Source organism: Gelidimonas diazotrophica (genome assembly GCF_055694025.1).
The window spans coordinates 2,193,903-2,212,698 of sequence record NZ_CM146349.1; the positions used below are offsets into that span (position 1 = coordinate 2,193,903).

The window sequence follows — 18,796 nt, forward strand, 5'->3', positions numbered from 1 at the left end:
CCGCTAACCCAACCTACAAAAGTCGTTTCAATCTGTGCTCAGGATAAGTGCTTAACATCAGTTATTAACTGATGTTAAGCACTTATCTACAAAAGTCACGAACCAAGCTCAGAACACAACGATTTTCATAAAACAAGGAGTATCGCCATTTTCATAACGATTACCGCACATATTCATTACGTGTATAAAATATACTCACACTATCACGCCGAATGCGCCGAAGCCTCACAAGCTAATCAATTGCCACAGCTATGACAAGTTCAGAATTTGACTTGCCTTGTTGGCATTGGTATCGGCATTTTGTATTAATTTCATCTGCATCTCGAACTGGCGTGCCAAACTGATCATGTTGACCATGGCATCGGCGACATTTACATTACTGCCTTCGAGCGCTCCACTCAGGACGGTGACGCCTGCATCAGCATCTGCCGGGTTGCCATCTTTCAGCACAAACAACCCATCCTCACCACGCACCAAAGTATCCTCAGGCGGATTAACCAGCTTGATCCGACCCAGCACTGTCACGGCTGACAACTGGCCACCGACCGGAACGCTCGATACGGTGCCATCCTTGGCGATTGTTATGGCAACGTCGGGTGGAATGCTGATCGGACCCGCATCGCCCATTACGCTCAGACCGGAATGCGTTTGCAAGACCCCATTTTCATTCAATTTCAGACTTCCGTGACGGGTATAAGCCTCGCTTCCATCGTCTTTTTGTACCGCGATCCAGCCGTTTCCCTGCACTGCCAGATCAAGGGCACGCCCGGTTTGCTGGATGGGACCCGGACTAAAATCGGTGCCGACCGTTGAGTCGACCACAAATGCCCGCGTAGGCAAGCCTTCACTGATGACGGAAACTGCCCTGAACGCATCTATCTGCGAACGAAAACCGGTGGTTGTTGCATTCGCCAGATTGTGTGAATTATTTGCCTGCTGCTCCAGGATATGCTTGGCGCCTGTCATCGCGGTATAAATCATGCGGTCCATGCGGTCTCCTCAATGCCATTTACAAAGAATATCAACGCACCATTAATGCCAAGGCCAAAATCGCCAATTTCAGCATGCGAGCGCAAAATCATCTCAAGTTAACCAAGGTCTGCATCACTTGATCCTGCGTCTTGATGGTTTGGGCGTTCGCCTGATAAATCCTTTGCGCGGTAATCATGTTGACCAACTCGGCGGTCAGATCAACATTCGACTCTTCTACCGCAGAAGATTGCAAGACACCGCGGCTTCCAGAATTAGGCGAACCTACCGAGGCATTGCCGGAAGCGGCAGTGGCGGCCCAGAGATTATTTCCGAGCGATTGGAGTCCATTCGGGTTAGTAAAATCGGCCAGCACCACCTTGCCAAGCGGAGCGGCATTGCCATTAGTGTAAGTGCCGGTAATAGTGCCATCGGCTCCAGTAGTAAAACTTGACAAGCGGCCGGATGAGAAGCCATCCTGGGTACTTTTTGCATTGAATTTGGAGCCGAATTGCGTGGTTCCTGTGAAATCGATTGTCAAATTCGGGGGGGCTGCACCGTTGGTATATGCGAGACCTGTGATAGGAACAGGAATGTTTGGCGCTGGCGTTGTCAACTGACCTAAGTTATTGAAAGTAAGGTTGGGAACAAGCTTAACAGCTGTGCTGCCTGTCAGATCGGGATCTAAAACGGCATGAACCTCCCATTCTCCGGCAGTGGCCATTTTTACATAAAACGTTTGCAGCATGTGCGAATTCCCTAAGCTATCAAAAACAGAAACCGAGGTTGATTCATTGTAGCTTGCAGGAACGCGAGCGGCAGGAGCAAACGCCACTGTGGGCACTACAGAACCCGAGTTTAGATTAAGCAGCGTCTGAATCGCTTTGAATGGCGCCGCCGCCCCTCCGGTCGGTCGTGGCGCGAGGTCCCCAGTGTTGATTTTTAACGGTACGGGAGAACCACCGGAAGTCGGAAGATTTCCACTGGCGTCAACAGGTATTCCAGTCAGACGAGCACCGTTCGCATTGACTATGTAACCTTCTTTATTCAGCTGAAACTGGCCATTGCGCGAATAAAATGGTGCTCCATTAACGTCCATGACAAAAAATCCGCCGCCGTTAATGGCGATATCCATCGGATTATTCGATGCAGTAACGTTTCCTTGTGTAAATTGCTGCGCCACTGTGTTCAACTTGGTGCCGATACCAATTTGTGAAGCGCCTGCGCCCGTCAGGGAATTTGCGAATACGTCAGCAAATTGCGCCTGAGACTGCTTGAATCCGACGGTGCTTGAGTTCGCTACGTTATTGCCGATGACTTCCAGGTTTTTCGATGCCGCATTCAGTCCGCTCAAGCCTTGTTGGAAACTCATTTTTTTCTCCGTGTGTTCGTAGTGGTTACAACTGGCTTAAAGAATCTGACGTACATCTGCTATCCCAACCGAACCCATCCCCGACAGATTCAGCGATACACCCTTGGCGCTGGTGCTAACACTGGAAACCTCACCAACAGCAAGTGCGGTTACCACCACGCCTTGCCCTGCACGCGTAGCCACGACTTCAAATTTATAAGTGCCGTTTGCCAGGGTTGTGCCATCGGTACCCACACCATCCCACGTCAACGGATTGACGCCCGCATCCATCGCACCCAAGTTCAAGGTATCTACAAGTCTGCCAGAGGCATCCTTGACCGACACTACAACACTGTCGGCAGGGGTGTCGAGTTCCACCCCAAGCACTGCCTGGCCATCGCTCAAAGACAAGGTATTCCCGGGCACGACGACAGCACGCCCGATCATGCTGGCGGCCTGCAGCGATTGGCTCGATTGATAACTGCCGATCAAACTTTCGAGAGTCGCATTCATCTTGTCGATGCCCGTTACCGTCGATAACTGGGCTAACTGGCTGGTCACTTGCGCATTGTCCAAAGGATTCAAGGGGTCCTGATTTTTCATCTGCGCAACCAGCAACTTCATGAAACGGTCCGACGTCTCACCAACGCTGCTAGCGCTTGTAGTGCTTTTTGTGCCATTCATCTCAGCCATCAAAGCAGCCGAGACAGTATTATCTTGTATGGTAGTCATGATTTTCCCGGTTATTGACCAATAGTGAGCGTCTTCAGCAGCAAGGTCTTGGCTGCGTTCATGGTCTCTACATTGGTTTGGTAGGAACGGGATGCGGACAGCATATTGACCATCTCATCCACAGCATTCACATTGGGCATGGCCACATAGCCTTTTTCGTCCGCCATCGGATGCTTCGGATTGAAGACCAGCCTGGGCGGAGAATTATCTTCAACAATCTGCTGCACTTTGACGCCGCTGGACTCCAGACTGCCCACCGGCGTCGCACTGAAAACGACCTGCTTTGCCTTGTAGAACGCTCCGGTCGAACTGGTCGTGCTATCTACGTTGGCAAGATTGCTGGAAACTACATTAAGTCGTTTCGCTTGCGCACTCATTGCGGAGCCGGCAACATTAAAGATATTAAATAAGGACATGGCAATTACCCTTGAATGACAGTTAACATTTTCTTGATTTGCGCACTGATCATGGTCAAACCTGCTTCGTAACGAATTGCATTATCGGCAAATTGGGTGCGCTCAACATCCATATCAACTGTATTGCCATCTATACTGCCCTGTTGCACAGGACGATATAGCAATGGAACCCCAGCGAGACCATCGGCCTTTCCTGCGAGATGCGCGACATCCGTCTTTGCCAGTCCTACAGTGGATTCACCACTGCGCGATAACGCATTTTTCAAGGCGCTTGAAAACTCGATATCGCGTGCCTGGTAATTGGGCGTATCGGCGTTTGCTATGTTTGATGCCAACAATTGCTGCCTCTGCGCACGTAAATTCAGTGACGCTTCATTGAAGCTTAAATAGTTATCCAGTCTTCCAACCATCATCATCTCCGCAAATTATCGTACTTGATGTCGATTACATTTTTTGATCATCACAATATTATATGATGTCTTACAGCATCAATCAGCCGATAAAGAATAAGAAGAACAGTCTTTTCTTCCATTTAGGCAAACATGTAAGAACCCAACATGCAGTTAAAATATGTGACTTAAATATTTTTAACCAACGCATCTGATACGCGCCTGCCATATTCTCGTCACCGTCATTCCCGCCCACGAACTATTTTTCTGAATATTTTAGTGGGAGTATATTAAAATAATGCTTACTTTACGCAATCGTTTATTGCAGCATTGAAAAATACCTGCTCTAGTATAAATTCACGGAATATTTCATCCTCGACCTTCATGCGTGAAAGCCCGATGAAAGTCTTAGCTAGCCAAGTTTTTCATTTGTCGCCCAAAAAATCCTCCGCATGAAAAAATTCATCGCATTACTCCTGTTGCTTTTGCCCGTCACGATGGTAATGGCACAAGCCAATGGTCAAATGCAAAATGCAGCTGTTACCCAGCAGGCGATCAAGCATTTTCTGCAATCGCAAACAGCCGGCTTGCCCGGCAAGGTAAAAATAGTCATAGGTCCGATTGACCCTCGCCTTTCATTGACGGCCTGTGCCGCGCTGGAACCTTTTGTTCCCCGGGGCGGTAAGCTTTGGGGCAAAACAACGGTAGGCGCAAAGTGCACAGCACCTGTGCCGTGGACTATTTATGTCCAAGCTAACATTGTCGTAATAGCCGACTATATCGCCACCACTAAGCCAATCTCGCAAGGGCAAATCATCGCGGCAGACGACCTTACGGTTTTGCAGGGTGACTTGACGTTGCTACCACCTGGGATTATTACCGCTGCTGCACAAGCCGTTGGGAAAAGTAGCTCTGTATCGATTCCGGTTGGCACCCCATTACGGCAGGATTCCGTGCGCAGCCTGCCCGCAGTCCAGCAAGGGCAAATCGTGCGATTGGTCTCGGAAGGCGCCGGTTTTCAGATCAGTAGCGAAGGAAAGGCACTCAACACTGCCAGCGAAGGCCAGCCGGCCCAGGCGCGAACGCAATCCGGCCAAGTGGTCAATGGGATAGCCCGGGCAGGTGGCGTAATTGAAGTTACTTATTAGTGCAGAGCTTAGCGCAATGTGTTGCAAGCAGTTAAGCCGTAATCCGGCGCTCTGCCCCATTCCTGTATCGCGCCAAAGCATGTTGGCAACATAAAGCTGACGACATAAACAGGTCTAAAATGCTAAAGTTTATAGCAGCATAACCGTTACCGGCTTACAGCAAGGGCAAAATTGCCCTAACCATACAAGGGTAATATCGTGAAAATTGATGACACAGTCAAAAAAAATACCGGACTGGGTTCGAACCAAATCGTCAGTCGCTCGGATAAGAATATTGATGCGGGAAATGTCACAAAAACAGCGTCCGACAGTGTGCATCTGTCTTCGCAACTTCACGCGCTGGAGGGTCAACTAGCCAGCAGTAGCGTGTTTGACGCTAAAAAGGTTGAGGAAATAAAACTGGCTATTACAAGCGGCCGTTTTGAAGTCAGTGCTGATAAAGTCGCAGATGGACTCATTAAGGAAGTCAGCGATTTGCTAACCGCCGGCAAGCAATGAGATGACGAGCCCCACCTCCACCTTGCATGATGAACATGCCGCAGTTTCCAGTCTGATACGCTTGCTTCAAAAAGAGCAGGACGCATTAATTGCTGCAAATATTGAAGAATTACCCGCTCTAATAGCCGAGAAAGCCGCCATCGTCGCCAAGATGGCTGAACTGGCAAATCATCGTCAACTCGCACTGACAGCGGCCGGATTCTCGCTGGAACAAAACGGCATGGAACAATGGATCGCGCAAACCAGCGACAATATGGCGCGCGCGCTCTGGCAAGAACTCTTGTCTCTTGCCAAATCGGCCGAAGAATTAAATCGGATCAATGGCAAACTCATCAACCAACATGCAACTTATAACCAGAATGCACTGAATGCCTTGCAAGGTGTTCCAACTGGCGGCAATTTTTATGGGCCGAATGGCAAATCGACGGTAAAGCCGCCAACACGCAAGCTGATTATTGGTTAAAACATCACTGCTCACTGCTGGATTTGACAACGGCATGGAGATGCGAAGGCGACACATCGAACTAACTTCCTGCGCAATATGAAGCAGATATTTATTGCATGTGAATTCCGATTATTTGCCGTCGACCGGAACTTCAGTAATCGGGTCCGGAATGGCCGACAGGATGGTGACAGCAACCCGCCGGTTCTTTGATCGCCCTTCCGCCGTATTATTCTCCGCTATTGGTCTTGTCGGTCCGTAACCCACTGCGGTCAGGCGCGTCTCGACAATGCCATTTTCAATAAATAGCCTGACAACGCTACTGGCACGTACTGCGGAGAGTTCCCAATTTGAAGGGAATATAAAGTTACCGATAGGCAAATTATCGGTATGTCCTTCAACCTGTATGACATGCGTATCGTCTTTAAGAACAGTTGCGACCGCTTTCAAGGCTTGTCCCGATTCCTCTGTCAGTTTGGCATCGGCGCTGGGAAATAAAACACTGGCATTTATTTCCACGCTAACCCCAAGACTGGTTTGTGTAACGCGCACCTTGCCCTCTTGAATAAGGGGTGAAAGCACTTTCAAGATATCACGCGCCATCGATGTCATCTGCTCACGCTCATGGCGTATGGCTTCACTGCGCCGTGTTTTTGGGTTGGTAAGGCGGCTTGGAATTGGCAATGCTGCCGGTGGTTCCACAACAATGCCAGGCATCACGGACACGCGTCCGAAAGCATTGCCCAGTGCATTGGAAAGCACACGATATTTTCCCTCGTTGATAGAAGATACCGCATACAGCACCACAAAAAGTGCAAACAGCAGCGTGATGAAATCTGCATACGAGATCAGCCAGCGATCGTGATTTTCTGCCTCCTCCTCGTACTTTTTTCGAGCCATATTATTTTTGACGCATCTCTATGCTTGCATCGCCGGGCATAAAGAAAGGAATATTGGAAGAACGCCGTTTCCTTTCGCTACACACTAGGCCCCTGAATGCATCGGCTTATTTCAAGTATCCTTCGACCCGTTCCTCGATAACCCTTGCATTGTCGCCGGTGGCTATATCCGAAAAAACGTCTATCAACATTTCACGGCGGCGCACTTCAAACCCTGCAATGGTCTTGAGCTTATGGCCGATCGGTAAAAAAACCAGATTAGCGAGGCCTACACCGTAAATAGTTGCGACAAAAGCCACGGCGATTCCGCCGCCCAGCTTGGCCGGGTCCGAGAGGTTTTCCATCACATGAATCAGCCCCAGAACTGCTCCCAGAATTCCGATTGTGGGTGAATACCCTCCCGCGGCTTCCCAGATTTTGATTGCCTGACGTTCGCGCATCTCGTAAGCTGAAACATCACATTCCAGAATTTCGCGTATTTTGCCGGGTTCGAAACCATCTATAACCAGTCGCAAACCCTTTACCACGAAAGCATCAGTAGCTGCATCCATATAAGGCTCAAGCTTCAGAAAGCCCTCACGCCGTGCCGTGACGCTCCAGGTATATATATCTCGCGCCATTGCCTGTCGGTCATCCAGTGGCGGAAAGAAAACAAGCCTGACCATTTGAACGCCACGTAAGAAACTTGACAGCCGCGTTTGCAGCAGAACAGCCCCTAGCGTACCGATGAAGACAATCACAAATGCAGCAGGCTGTAGCAGCGCATCGAGACGTCCACCCTCCAGCATTTGTCCAAATATAATTCCGGAAAATGCCAGTAATACACCGGCTAGACTACCCCAGTCCATGTCGCATCTTTAAGTGTTGACCTTAATCTGGCAACGGCCTGACTGTGCAGTTGGCACACACGAGATTCGGAAACGCCCATTACTGCCCCAATTTCTTTCATATTCAATTCCTGTTCGTAATACAACCCCATCAATAATCTTTCTCTTTCAGGGAGTTTTTCAATCGCAGCAATGACTGCCTCACGAAAATCATCGTCAAGCAGATTTTTTAAGGGGTCGCTGGAATCACCGGAGCAATGGCGATCAAGAAAATGCTCGCTATTTTCCTTATCATGAAAGTCTTCATAATAAATAAGCTGGTGGCCTGCGCCTTCGCCCAACATTTTCTGATATTCAGCCAGTGGAAGCTGCAGTTGACGGGCAACCTCCGATTCAGTAGGCGCATGGCCGAGTCTTTGCTGCAGTTCACTCATTGCCGCTTCTATCTTCCGCATATTCTGGCGCAAACTGCGCGGCAACCAGTCGCTGCTGCGCAACTCATCGAGCATTGCGCCGCGTATCCGTTGCACAGCATAAGTCTCGAATTGCGCGCCATGACTTGCTTCGTAACGGCCAATTGCATCCAGCAGACCGATCATCCCCGCCTGGACCAGATCATCCACCTCCACACTGGGTGGCAACCTTGCTTTCAGATGGTGTGCTAGTCGCTTCACCAGGGGCGCATGTTGCGCAAGAAGGTGATTTCTATCGGTTTTCCCTTGAATGGTGTACATATTCAAGTTCCGAGAGTCGCGCCACAAGTTGAAGTGGTGCGCGATCTTTGATGGTCAGGGGCTGAAATAACGAAACGACCGGCCAGCCGCCTGAATGCAACCGAAGCGCCTGCAAGCGGATAGGCATCAACGACCGAACGACCGAGACGCGTGGCACGACTAAGATGCTCATCCGCCGGCACCGACCCCATTGAATTTAGTTGAATGGCCAAATAACGGCTGGCGGCTTGCGCCATATTGCCGTAAATAACTTTGGCTTCTTTTTCTGATGCGCCGGTAACCAAAACACTGAATGATCGCCGCCCCAGCCGGGAGCTTAATCGCTTAATCAGGCCATAGGCCATCATGATGGAAGTTGGATTAGTCGAAACTTGTACCACGATCTCACTGGATGCCATTGCTGGCATAGGAAACATGTCTTCTACATCCAGTTCTCCATCCACGACGACGACATCGGATTGTGCAACCAATGTATCAAAAGTATTGGCAACATTGCTGACTTCATCAGGATCATATTTGCCGCAATAGAAGCGCTCACTAGCCAGTCTGGCCAATCCGAAGCCTTGCGCCATGGGCCTGACAATTTCTGCAACGTCACACTTTTTTCGTGCCGCATCAAGCAAGGTAACGCCATTGGGCAGCCCCAACCAGGACCCGATCCCTGTCGATTCAATACAAGCGTCGAGCAACAATACGCCGCTGCCGGCGCCAACTAATGATGCACCCAGATTTACCAGCATTGCGCTCTTGTCTTCCCTATCCGTAGCCGACAAAAAGGTGATGATGCGCGGTTTTGGCCCTGCCAGCATGCGCCGCAGACCCTCTGCCTGATCGGAACTGAAGTTAGCCAAGGTTCACCTCACGCAGGGTCTTGTCGTTCAACGCACGGGAGGCATGCGCTACGACAAAAGGCAGTTCGGCATCCTGAAACTGAAAATGGGCAGTTTCACGTTTCAATTTGAAAGCGCGATCGACCAGATACAACGGATTGGCCATATGCAGGTCTTCCGGTACGCGCTGCCCATTTGAAACATAATACAGATTCAACTTCTGCCGAATGACTGCATCCAGTACGCTGCCTATGGTTGCTGCCTCATCAAGCTTGGTAATGATGCAACCGGCCAGTCCGCCCCCCTTGTAGGCGCGAATAACTTCATTCAAAGTTTCGCCGGTAGAGGTCGCATTGAGGCACAGCAAACGTTTCACATCGGCATCAGCACCGGAAAGCATGGCCACCTGCTCCGCCACCATTTGATCGCGCTGACTGACACCGACAGTATCAATCAGCACGGTATGCTTGCTTTTCAGTTCTTTTAAAGCAATGCGCAAATCTGCCTCATCCCGCACAGAATGCACTATCACGCCAAGAATTTTGCCGTAAATACGGAGTTGTTCATGGCCGCCGATACGATAGCCGTCAGTGGTAATGAGGGCGAGCGTCCCAGTCCCGTGTCGCATGACACAACGCGCTGCAAGTTTAGCCGTAGTGGTTGTTTTTCCAACCCCTGTAGGGCCGACTAATGCATACACTCCGCCTTTTTCAAGAATTTCGTTTTCATTAGTCATGCTCGTGATGTTGCGGGCCAAGATCGATTTGACCCATTGAACCCCCGCTTCGGGCTTAACTGTAGTTGGGGATTTTTCGGTCAGATAACGTGCGAGGCTGGCGCTGAAACCAGCGGCCAGCAATTCTCGCAATATCACCGATTTGACAGGTTCGCGCTTTTGTAGCGTCCCCCAGGATATTTCTGCCAATTGGGTTTCCAGCATACCGCGCATTGAACGAATTTCGCTCATCACTTCCAGATGCTCGTGGGCAGCAGCATCTTTGGCAAGCGACATTTCACGCACCATCTCAAGTGCATCAGCCAGACCAGAAAGATGTTCCGGCTCGATAGGAGTCTGCGTTGCAATCGGGGGTTTGATCGGCAGCTCAGAGATGGGTTTGTTCTGCTGACGCTCCCTGTTCTCGGACTGTCTGGAATCGATGGAAGAAATATCATCATGCGCCAATGCCATAATCTCGACCCCACCATCAATTGGACGATTAGAAAGTATGACTGCGTCCGGGCCGAGCATATCGCGAACTCGCCTCAAAGCGTCGCGCGAGGTAGCCCCGGTAAATTTATGAACATTCATACTTGGCCTCCAACCAGGCTGGTAACTTTAATAGTTTTTGAATCGGGTAATTCTGCATGGGACAGTACCTTGATCTGCGGAAGCGCACGCCGCAAAAAACGAGAAAGCAAGGCACGCAATGGTGCCGGTACCAACAGCACCGGCGCCAAACCCATCTGTTCCTGATGCCGCGTCGCCTGCTCCGCCTGCATTACCAGGGTATCGGCCAATCCGGGTTCTATGCCAGCACCTTCCGGGCCGCTTGCCTGCAAAGCTTGCATCAGTAGGCGCTCCAACTTACTGTCGAGCGCGATGACCGACAATTCGCTAGTTGCCGGAAAAATTTGCTGCACTATCGCACGGCCAAGAGCAATGCGAACCAGCGCAGACAATTCGTTCGGGTCCTGAGTGCGTGCCGCATGTTCAGCCAAGGTTTCGATAATAGTTTGCATGTCACGTATATGCACACCTTCGGCCAGCAAATTTTGCAAGACTTTCTGCAACGTCGACAGTGGCAACTGCTTCGGTATCAGATCCTCCACCAGCTTAGGTGAATTCTTGCCCAGATAGTCGATTAATTGTTGCACTTCCTGGCGCCCCAGCAATTCAGCCGCATGCAGCGTGATCAAATGATTGATATGGGTGGCCACCACCGTTCCAGCATCAACCACGGTGTATCCCATGGTCTGAGCCTGCTCGCGAAACGATGCCTCGATCCAGGTGGCTGGCAAACCGAAGGCGGGGTCACTGGTAATCGGCCCTGGTAAATTGCCTGTCGCCATACCAGGATTGATCGCCAGGTACTGGCCTGTAAGTGCCTCGCCGGTGCCGATTTCAACGCCTTTAAGTGTAATGCGATAAACCGAAGGTTTTAATTCGAGGTTGTCCCGGATATGCACCGGCGGCGCAAGAAAGCCTACCTCCTGCGCGAATTTTTTACGAATACCTTTTATGCGGCGCAGCAGTTCGCCGCCCTGCCCTTTGTCGACCAGCGGAATCAGGCGATATCCAACCTCCAGCCCAAGGGTGTCAACTGGAACGATATCCTGCCAGGTTGCCTCCTCGGACTCCACTGGCGCAGCAATTGCCGCAGGCTCTGGTGCAGCAGCTTCTTTTTTAGCCATATGCGTTCCAGCATAAGCAATGCCGCCTAACGCCAGAGCCAGTAAAAGAAATGAAAAGTGCGGCATGCCCGGGATCAGGCCCATGCCACCGATGATCGCGGCTGTAATATAAAGCACGCGTGGTTTTGCAAAAAGCTGGGTAACCAGTTGCCCGCCGATATCCTGATCACTGGCAACCCGCGACACCACCACACCGGCAGCAGTTGAAATAATCAGTGAAGGAATCTGCGCCACAAGGCCATCACCGATTGCCAGCAGTGTGTAATTTTTCAATGCCACAGCAAAACCCAAGTCATGCTGGACCATACCTACCACCAAGCCACCTACTATATTAATAATGGTCACTATGATGCCCGCCACCGCGTCGCCTCTCACATACTTGCTGGCACCATCCATCGCGCCATAAAACTCAGCCTCTTGTGCAACTTCCGTGCGACGACGTCGGGCTTCCTGCTCAGCGATAAGTCCTGCATTCAAGTCCGCATCGATGGCCATCTGCTTGCCGGGCATGGCATCCAATGCAAAGCGTGCACCGACCTCAGCTATCCGGCCGGCGCCTTTTGTCACCACTGTGAAATTGATAATGGTAAGAATAATAAAAACGACAATCCCGACCGTGTAATTACCACCGATCAGAAAATGTCCAAATGCCTCGATAACTTTGCCGGCAGCGTCCGGCCCGGTATGTCCTTCGGTTAACACTACCCTGGTCGAGGCAACATTCAGCGATAACCGCAACATGGTACTAACCAGCAGAACCGTTGGAAAAGCCATGAAATCCAATGGTTTTACCGTGTACAGGCTGGTCAGCAGAATAATGATTGCAAGTGCAATATTGAAGCTGAATAAAATATCAAGAATGATGGCCGGCAAAGGCAATACCATCATCGCCAATATCATGATGATAATAAGGGGTGCTGCCAATGCCTTGCTATTTTCGGCACTGAACCAAGCGGGAAATTTAATGCTATTCATTAATCAGGTTTGCGCGTTCGTCACTCAAGACATTGCATTTTTAGGATCTAATTCAAACGGAACATCCAGATTATCAGGCGCTACGGGGCAAACTCCCCCCTGCTGACGATAGGCGCGCAACTGGAATACATAGGCCAATACTTCGGCCACCGCAGTATAGAGTGCCTCAGGAATCTCGTCACCCAATTCAGCGTGTTTATAAAGCGCACGTGCTAATGCAGGCGCGGCCAATAGCGGAACGTCATTTTCGCTGGCTAATTCACGAATTTTTGCAGCTACGGCACCCGCACCCTTGGCCACCACTTTAGGTGCCCGCATTCCCGCTTCCGCATATTTAAGGGCTACCGCAAAGTGAGTTGGATTTGTCACGATCACATCTGCATTAGGCACCTCGGACATCATCCTCCGGCGTGCCATTTCACGCTGCTGGGCACGTATTTTCGCTTTGATTTGCGGATTACCATCGGATTCCTTGGATTCCTGAATGACTTCCTGCCGTGTCATTTTTAATTTGTTTGCGTACTGCCAGATCTGATACGGCACATCGATCAGAACAATCAAAAGAAGTGCGCAGGCAATAGCAATAAAACTTGTGCTCAATATGGACCCGAGATGCGCCCCGCTGGTACGCATGGGTTCCAGAGCGAGCGCCAGCACTGCATCTTTTTCACGCCAAATAACGATCCATGCCACGATGCCGACCAATAGCGTTTTACCAACCGCCTTGCCCAGTTCCACCAGTGCCTTGGTGGAAACCATATTAGTCAATCCCTTTATTGGATTCATGCGACCAAAATTGGGCTGCAATGATTTGGCGCTGAATAACCAGCCACCCAGCAATAATGGCGATGCTATCGCTACTACCATCAGAATTACTCCGAAGGGTAAGAACACCGTCATGACTTCAACAATATTGCCCCCTAAGCGGTTCAGAAGAACGTCGGCGTCGAAAACCTGTGCCCTATCAAACGCCAAGCCTGAAACTAGAACACCTCTCAAACTACGGATCAAGCCATCGCCGGCAAACAGAAAAATAAAACCGGCAGTCAACAGAAGCAGGCAGGTAGCAAGCTCCCTGGAACGAGGAACATCACCCTCTTCCCTTGCCTTTTCAAGCCGCCGTTGCGAGGCAGGCTCGGTCTTCTCCATATCACTATCTTCAGCCACCGCTACTCCCTACCCACTCCAACAAAAAAACATGACATCAAGATACACTACAATGTTAATGTAAAGTATCAAGTTGCATCAATGGAATAAACGCTAAATCCACGCCTAGTTCGCAGTATGCTATTGGCCACCAAGCAGCACTGGCTGCAATATGACTGCGATATCCAGTCCCAATTAAAAAAGCGTACTTTGTACGCTTTTTTAAACTAATCAATGGATATCTGCGTCCCACCGTCATCCCACCATATTCCTGTGATCATCAGGTCGGTAAATTTTTGACCCAGGCCAGAGCAGACAAATGAGCATGATTAATATCTGTAGCACTGAAATGATAAGGGGATGCCAAAGCTGCAACCAGGTTGGCATTGAGCTCACATGCTTCAGCCAGCGCCAGAAACGGCCCGTACACGCCGGTACGTGACAAAAGAGCATCTGATATGGCTTCGGATACCTGGATTTTGGCTAAAACCTCATCCATCGATATCCCCAGCAAACGGTCCAGAAGAGAAAACATGCCAACCACAAAAAGATTCTCTGCATCGTTTTTTGCAAGTATTTTTTGCCCCAATATTTCGGCCAGGCGCCCCCGAACCAAGGCAGCCTCCAACAAAACCGGAGAGAAGCCATTCGTCGTCGACGTGGCCAGTAGCAATGAAAGCCAACGGTACAAAGGGTTATAACCAAGTAACTGCAGCGCTTGTTTCAATGACTGAATTTCCCGTCGCTGCCCCAATCCGGCTGAATTGATATAACGCAGCAATTTATAGGTAATAGCTGCATCGCGCCTCAAAACGTCTTCCAATTGTTGTATGTCCGTATTTGCCCTGACCATTTGCATTAATCGCAAAATAACGGTTTGGGAAGGATTCAATCCCTTATTTTGAGAAATTGATCGCGGTGTTAAATGCAACTTGCCCACAAATGCATCCAGACCCAACGACGCACAAACATCAAAAGCCTGCCAGTCGGTAACTTGTCGTGCCAACATACGAATGCCGGACTGCTTAAGTGCGCCATACACTCTGGCCTGCGTTGTAAAATCAGCGGACGAGAAGTCTATTTCAACATACGTCAAATGATTCAGAAGTGATTTATCGTGCAGCACCAAATTGGCGTCGCGTAGCGAGACTCCAAACCCGCGTTCACGCAAAGCGACAATCTTCGCCAAAGTATTCTGGTCACGCAAATCGGCAACAGTTACGACAAAAACCGTATTTTTGGGCGGTAGCAGCGATAACGCATCCAGTGACAATGCGCCTGGCGGCACATCCAGGAATATCAAACTGTCCGCCAGCAACCAGCCGTCTTCCGTGTTATTAAACGCATCGCCCATTTCAGCAATGTAGGTAGCATGGCGCTCTTCAGATAAATAGCTTTCTGGATGCCGAGTAGCCCAACTCAACGCATAACCGATTACATTGTGTTTTGAATCAAGCAACGGGTCACGGATGATGAAATTTTCGTCAGGCATAGTGTGTTTGCGTGTGTCTCGTTCTTGAAATTATTGTTTAAAAACCGATATGAAGAGACCACCCGCCACATCCTCCGCATGCCGTCTCGCCAGATTCCAGCTGAGCAACATCCTTCCCGCCTTTCAAAAATATATACTTATATATGTATTTTAAGATCGACATATATAACAAGCGCGAAAGCCTATTTTTTAGGTAATACTCCGTATAAAAATAATATATTCTTGCATTGCAAGAAGTGACTCACAACAATCAGGACCCAGCTTTTTCAAGTTTTTCAAAGATTTTGCTAAGCTTCTCATCAAGTGTTGCCGCAGTGAATGGTTTTACCACGTAACCACTTGCTCCAGCCTGCGCTGCTGCGATGATATTTTCCTTTTTGGCTTCTGCTGTGACCATTAGAACCGGCAACTTGGATAATGCAGGATCAGCCCGGATGTTTTTCAGCATCTCAAGTCCATCCATATTCGGCATGTTCCAGTCCGACACTACAAAGTCGAACTGCTCATTGCGCAGTTTGGATAGTCCCATGACGCCATCCTCTGCCTCATCGACGTTGGTGTATCCAAGTTCTTTAAGCAGATTGCGGATAATGCGCCGCATTGTTGAAAAATCGTCGACGACCAAAAATTTCGTATTTGGACCAGCCATATATCGCCCCATTCATTTTACAAAAACAGATTACCAATTCATTAATAAGCTTGTATCAACAACTTTGTCTCAGCAGCTTTGAGCCAGCAACACAACGCGTGTGTTGGCTCATACCCTAAGTGCGCGATTGCCTGACGCATTCAAGAGTTCCAGAACTTTACGCGGCAATTCGCCTAAAGGTGCGACTTCATGCACGGCGCCGATGGCGATAGCTTCGCGCGGCATGCCAAAGACGACGCAACTGGCTTCGTCCTGGGCAAAATTGTACGCACCCGCCTTGCGCATTTCTAGCATCCCTGCTGCACCATCCTTTCCCATTCCGGTAAGAATCACGCCCATCGCATTTTTACCTGCGCAATTTGCTGCCGACTGGAACAATACATCAACCGAGGGTCGATGACGATTCACCGCAGGACCCTGATCAAGCTGAGTTACGTAGTTCGCACCGCTGCGCATGAGTAGCAAGTGCGAGTGTCCAGGTGCAATATAAGCATGTCCGGGAAGAACCCGTTCACCACCTTCAGCCTCCTTGACGGAAATCTTGCACAGCCCATCAAGACGCTGCGCAAACGATCGCGTAAAACCTTCCGGCATATGCTGTGTGATCAAAATTCCCGGACAGTCTGACGGCATCTGCATGAGAAAACTCTTGATTGCCTCTGTGCCTCCGGTGGAAGCGCCAATGATAATGAGTTTCTCGCTACTGATCAGCGGATTACGGATCAGAGGCAACGGTACATCCGTCAACTTGGCGGAGTCATTTGCAGCAATTGAATGGGACTTGATTCTGGCACGGGATGCAATGCGAATTTTGTCTGCAATCAGGTTGGTGTACTCAAGCATGCCGCTTTGAATCGATAACTTTGGCTTGGTGACAAAATCCACCGCGCCCAGCTCCAGCGCACGCATAGTAATCTCCGAACCGCGTTCAGTTAGGGACGAAACCATGATCACCGGCATGGGCCGCAAGCGCATCAGTTTTTCAAGGAAATCAAGACCATCCATTTTTGGCATCTCGACATCCAGCGTAAGTACATCCGGATTTATTTTCTTGATCATATCTCGCGCCACAATCGGATCTGGCGCAACGCCAACGACTTCCATGTCTGATTGGCTGCTGACAATTTCGCGCATGACACTGCGAATTAAGGCTGAATCATCCACAATCAGAACTTTGATTTTCATAAAAATGCTTCCCATGCTCAGCACCGCAGTGCCAGTAATCCGGTATCAGAAAAGTTCAACTTCACCACCAACCGGACTCGTCTTGAGTCGGCTGGCATAGGCATGCTCGCGCATGGCGAGCGTGTCATTATGCGTTTGCTTGAGTTTTTTGACCAAGACTTTCCCTGTCCTGGGAAAGAAATAGACCTTGCGCGGATATATGTCATTAAGATCTTCCGCCGTTATTCGCATATTTTCCATATGCAGAAAATCCCGGACGAACTGCGCATTACGCTCTCCGACATTGATCGAGGTAAAGCCAGCCAGAACATTGCCGCCACCAAACACCTTGGCTTCCATGTTTTCACGCCGTGCGCCTAGCTTTAGAAGTTGATTGATCAACACCTCCATGGCATAGGCGCCATAGCGCATGGATGCAGAAACAGGGCTGTTTCCATCGTTACCGCTGCCATCTGGCAGCATGAAGTGATTCATCCCCCCAATACCGGATACACGATCACGGATGCAAGCCGATACGCACGAACCCAGCACCGTCACGATCAGCATGTCCCTCCCTGTACAATAATATTCACCCGGCAAGATTTTAGCGGCGTCACAATCAAATGTTCGGTCGTAGTAAACATTGGCTGCAAATTTCTCTTCGGGCATCTTACTCATAACGAATTTCTCATATTCACCGCAATTGCATCTGCTGCGCTGTGCGGTGCAGCAGATGCCAACTCGTATACTGTTTTTCCTCGCAAAGTAAAGGCATCCGAAACATACAGGAAATTTTCCGAATGTCCGGCAAACAACAATCCATCAGGCTTCAGCAGCGGCCTGAACTTGGCCAAAATTTTTCTCTGGGTTGGTTTATCAAAATAGATCATTACATTGCGGCAGAAAATCGCATCGAATGGACCTGATATGGGCAAACTATCGGCCAGTAGATTAAGCTGTTTGAAAGTGATCATTTGACGCAGTTCCGGGCGAATTCTTACCAGCCCATCCTGTTCACCCTTGCCCTTCAGGAAAAACCGTTTGACCTGCTCAGGCGGCATTTTCACTATCTTGTCAATCGCATAAACGCCATTTGAAGCGGTGCTCAGTACATTGGTATCGATATCGGTAGCAATAATATGCACCGGCGGATTTAAAGTACCGAATACCTCACATGCGGTTATTGCAATCGAATAAGGCTCTTCTCCAGTGGAGCTGGCAGAACACCAGATCGTAATTGGCCCTTTCACATTGCGCAGGTGCTCGGCCAGAATAGGGAAATGATGTGCCTCACGGAAAAAGGAAGTCAGGTTGGTGGTAAGCGCATTGGTAAACGCTTCCCACTCGTCGTCATCTATACCTCTCTCCAAGTCATCCAAATATTGTTCAAACGACACAATGCCGGTAGCCCGCAATCGACGAGCAAGGCGGCTATACACCATCTCTTGCTTCGTATCCGTCAACGCGATTCCAGCACGCTGATGAATCAATGCCTTCACTCTGGTGAAATCCTGGGCCGTAAATTCAAATTCCTTAACGCCATCCAGCTTATTTTGAGGCGCTAATTTCATACTATGACTCTCTCTCAAATCCACACTCATACAAATCAGAAATCGCCAAAGATAAAAGGCTTTTCAACGCTGAATAAATCAGCCCCCGCATATGAAAGAGTCGGATAAATTTTCTACCAGCCAACACCAAAATGGCTACATGCAACGCAACC

General features: G+C 49.6%; 20 protein-coding genes. 3 read left to right on the forward strand and 17 right to left on the reverse strand.

Annotated features, from left to right (window positions below; translation table 11 throughout):
* Window positions 1-249: 249 nt before the first annotated feature.
* From flgF to flgB, 5 genes are all read right to left on the reverse strand, one after another.
* Window positions 250-990 carry a flagellar basal-body rod protein FlgF gene (flgF, locus tag KGFNPO_RS10190; RefSeq protein ID WP_472631184.1) on the reverse strand — a complete coding sequence of 247 codons (741 nt, stop codon included), beginning with the start codon at window positions 988-990 and terminating at the stop codon, window positions 250-252.
* A gap of 88 nt (window positions 991-1,078) precedes the next feature.
* Window positions 1,079-2,341: a flagellar hook protein FlgE gene (gene flgE, locus KGFNPO_RS10195; protein WP_472631185.1), complete on the reverse strand. Its 1,263-nt coding sequence runs from the start codon at window positions 2,339-2,341 to the stop codon at window positions 1,079-1,081.
* 36 nt (window positions 2,342-2,377) lie between these two features.
* Complete coding sequence (locus KGFNPO_RS10200) at window positions 2,378-3,052, reverse strand: flagellar hook assembly protein FlgD (RefSeq protein ID WP_472631186.1); 675 nt, start codon at window positions 3,050-3,052, stop codon at window positions 2,378-2,380.
* An 11-nt stretch (window positions 3,053-3,063) separates the two neighbouring features.
* The gene (flgC, locus tag KGFNPO_RS10205; RefSeq protein WP_472631187.1) at window positions 3,064-3,468 is read right to left on the reverse strand and encodes a flagellar basal body rod protein FlgC; all 405 of its coding nucleotides are present in this window, start codon (window positions 3,466-3,468) and stop codon (window positions 3,064-3,066) included.
* Window positions 3,469-3,473: 5 nt separating this feature from the next.
* Window positions 3,474-3,878 carry a flagellar basal body rod protein FlgB gene (flgB, locus tag KGFNPO_RS10210; protein WP_472631188.1) on the reverse strand — a complete coding sequence of 135 codons (405 nt, stop codon included), beginning with the start codon at window positions 3,876-3,878 and terminating at the stop codon, window positions 3,474-3,476.
* A gap of 431 nt (window positions 3,879-4,309) precedes the next feature.
* On the opposite strand from flgB, the gene flgA reads away from it, so the two are divergent.
* The 3 genes from flgA to KGFNPO_RS10225 all read left to right on the forward strand — a co-directional run bounded on the left by flgA (window position 4,310) and on the right by KGFNPO_RS10225 (window position 5,966).
* Window positions 4,310-5,005 (forward strand): flagellar basal body P-ring formation chaperone FlgA, encoded by a 696-nt coding sequence (gene flgA, locus KGFNPO_RS10215; protein ID WP_472631189.1) that lies wholly within the window; start codon window positions 4,310-4,312, stop codon window positions 5,003-5,005.
* Window positions 5,006-5,203: 198 nt separating this feature from the next.
* The gene (flgM, locus tag KGFNPO_RS10220; RefSeq protein WP_472631190.1) at window positions 5,204-5,503 is read left to right on the forward strand and encodes a flagellar biosynthesis anti-sigma factor FlgM; all 300 of its coding nucleotides are present in this window, start codon (window positions 5,204-5,206) and stop codon (window positions 5,501-5,503) included.
* Between the two features lies 1 nt (window position 5,504).
* The gene (locus KGFNPO_RS10225; protein ID WP_472631191.1) at window positions 5,505-5,966 is read left to right on the forward strand and encodes a flagella synthesis protein FlgN; all 462 of its coding nucleotides are present in this window, start codon (window positions 5,505-5,507) and stop codon (window positions 5,964-5,966) included.
* A gap of 111 nt (window positions 5,967-6,077) precedes the next feature.
* Here the strand turns inward: KGFNPO_RS10225 and motD are convergent, their stop codons facing one another.
* The 12 genes from motD to KGFNPO_RS10285 all read right to left on the reverse strand — a co-directional run bounded on the left by motD (window position 6,078) and on the right by KGFNPO_RS10285 (window position 18,644).
* On the reverse strand, window positions 6,078-6,845 hold the full coding sequence (gene motD / locus KGFNPO_RS10230; RefSeq protein ID WP_472631192.1) for a flagellar motor protein MotD: 768 nt from the start codon (window positions 6,843-6,845) through the stop codon (window positions 6,078-6,080).
* 106 nt (window positions 6,846-6,951) lie between these two features.
* Entirely contained in the window at window positions 6,952-7,692 is a 741-nt protein-coding gene (locus KGFNPO_RS10235) for a flagellar motor protein (RefSeq protein WP_472631193.1), read from the reverse strand.
* Window positions 7,674-8,405 (reverse strand): RNA polymerase sigma factor FliA, encoded by a 732-nt coding sequence (locus tag KGFNPO_RS10240; protein ID WP_472631194.1) that lies wholly within the window; start codon window positions 8,403-8,405, stop codon window positions 7,674-7,676. The genes KGFNPO_RS10235 and KGFNPO_RS10240 overlap by 19 nt, the downstream gene beginning before the upstream one ends.
* Before the next feature lie 2 nt (window positions 8,406-8,407).
* Entirely contained in the window at window positions 8,408-9,256 is an 849-nt protein-coding gene (locus KGFNPO_RS10245) for a MinD/ParA family ATP-binding protein (protein WP_472631195.1), read from the reverse strand.
* Window positions 9,249-10,544 carry a flagellar biosynthesis protein FlhF gene (gene flhF / locus KGFNPO_RS10250; RefSeq protein ID WP_472631196.1) on the reverse strand — a complete coding sequence of 432 codons (1,296 nt, stop codon included), beginning with the start codon at window positions 10,542-10,544 and terminating at the stop codon, window positions 9,249-9,251. The genes KGFNPO_RS10245 and flhF overlap by 8 nt, the downstream gene beginning before the upstream one ends.
* Complete coding sequence (gene flhA, locus KGFNPO_RS10255; protein ID WP_472631197.1) at window positions 10,541-12,622, reverse strand: flagellar biosynthesis protein FlhA; 2,082 nt, start codon at window positions 12,620-12,622, stop codon at window positions 10,541-10,543. Before flhA ends, flhF begins: the two co-directional genes overlap by 4 nt.
* A 24-nt stretch (window positions 12,623-12,646) precedes the next feature.
* Entirely contained in the window at window positions 12,647-13,789 is a 1,143-nt protein-coding gene (gene flhB / locus KGFNPO_RS10260; RefSeq protein WP_472631198.1) for a flagellar biosynthesis protein FlhB, read from the reverse strand.
* Between the two features lie 259 nt (window positions 13,790-14,048).
* Complete coding sequence (locus KGFNPO_RS10265) at window positions 14,049-15,260, reverse strand: EAL and HDOD domain-containing protein (RefSeq protein ID WP_472631199.1); 1,212 nt, start codon at window positions 15,258-15,260, stop codon at window positions 14,049-14,051.
* Between the two features lie 250 nt (window positions 15,261-15,510).
* A complete protein-coding gene (cheY, locus tag KGFNPO_RS10270; RefSeq protein ID WP_472631200.1) occupies window positions 15,511-15,909 on the reverse strand; it encodes a chemotaxis response regulator CheY in 399 nt (132 codons plus the stop codon).
* A gap of 108 nt (window positions 15,910-16,017) precedes the next feature.
* On the reverse strand, window positions 16,018-17,094 hold the full coding sequence (locus KGFNPO_RS10275) for a protein-glutamate methylesterase/protein-glutamine glutaminase (RefSeq protein ID WP_472631201.1): 1,077 nt from the start codon (window positions 17,092-17,094) through the stop codon (window positions 16,018-16,020).
* Window positions 17,095-17,139: 45 nt separating this feature from the next.
* Window positions 17,140-17,751 (reverse strand): chemoreceptor glutamine deamidase CheD, encoded by a 612-nt coding sequence (cheD, locus tag KGFNPO_RS10280; RefSeq protein WP_472612945.1) that lies wholly within the window; start codon window positions 17,749-17,751, stop codon window positions 17,140-17,142.
* Complete coding sequence (locus KGFNPO_RS10285) at window positions 17,748-18,644, reverse strand: CheR family methyltransferase (protein ID WP_472631202.1); 897 nt, start codon at window positions 18,642-18,644, stop codon at window positions 17,748-17,750. Before KGFNPO_RS10285 ends, cheD begins: the two co-directional genes overlap by 4 nt.
* Window positions 18,645-18,796: the final 152 nt, after the last annotated feature.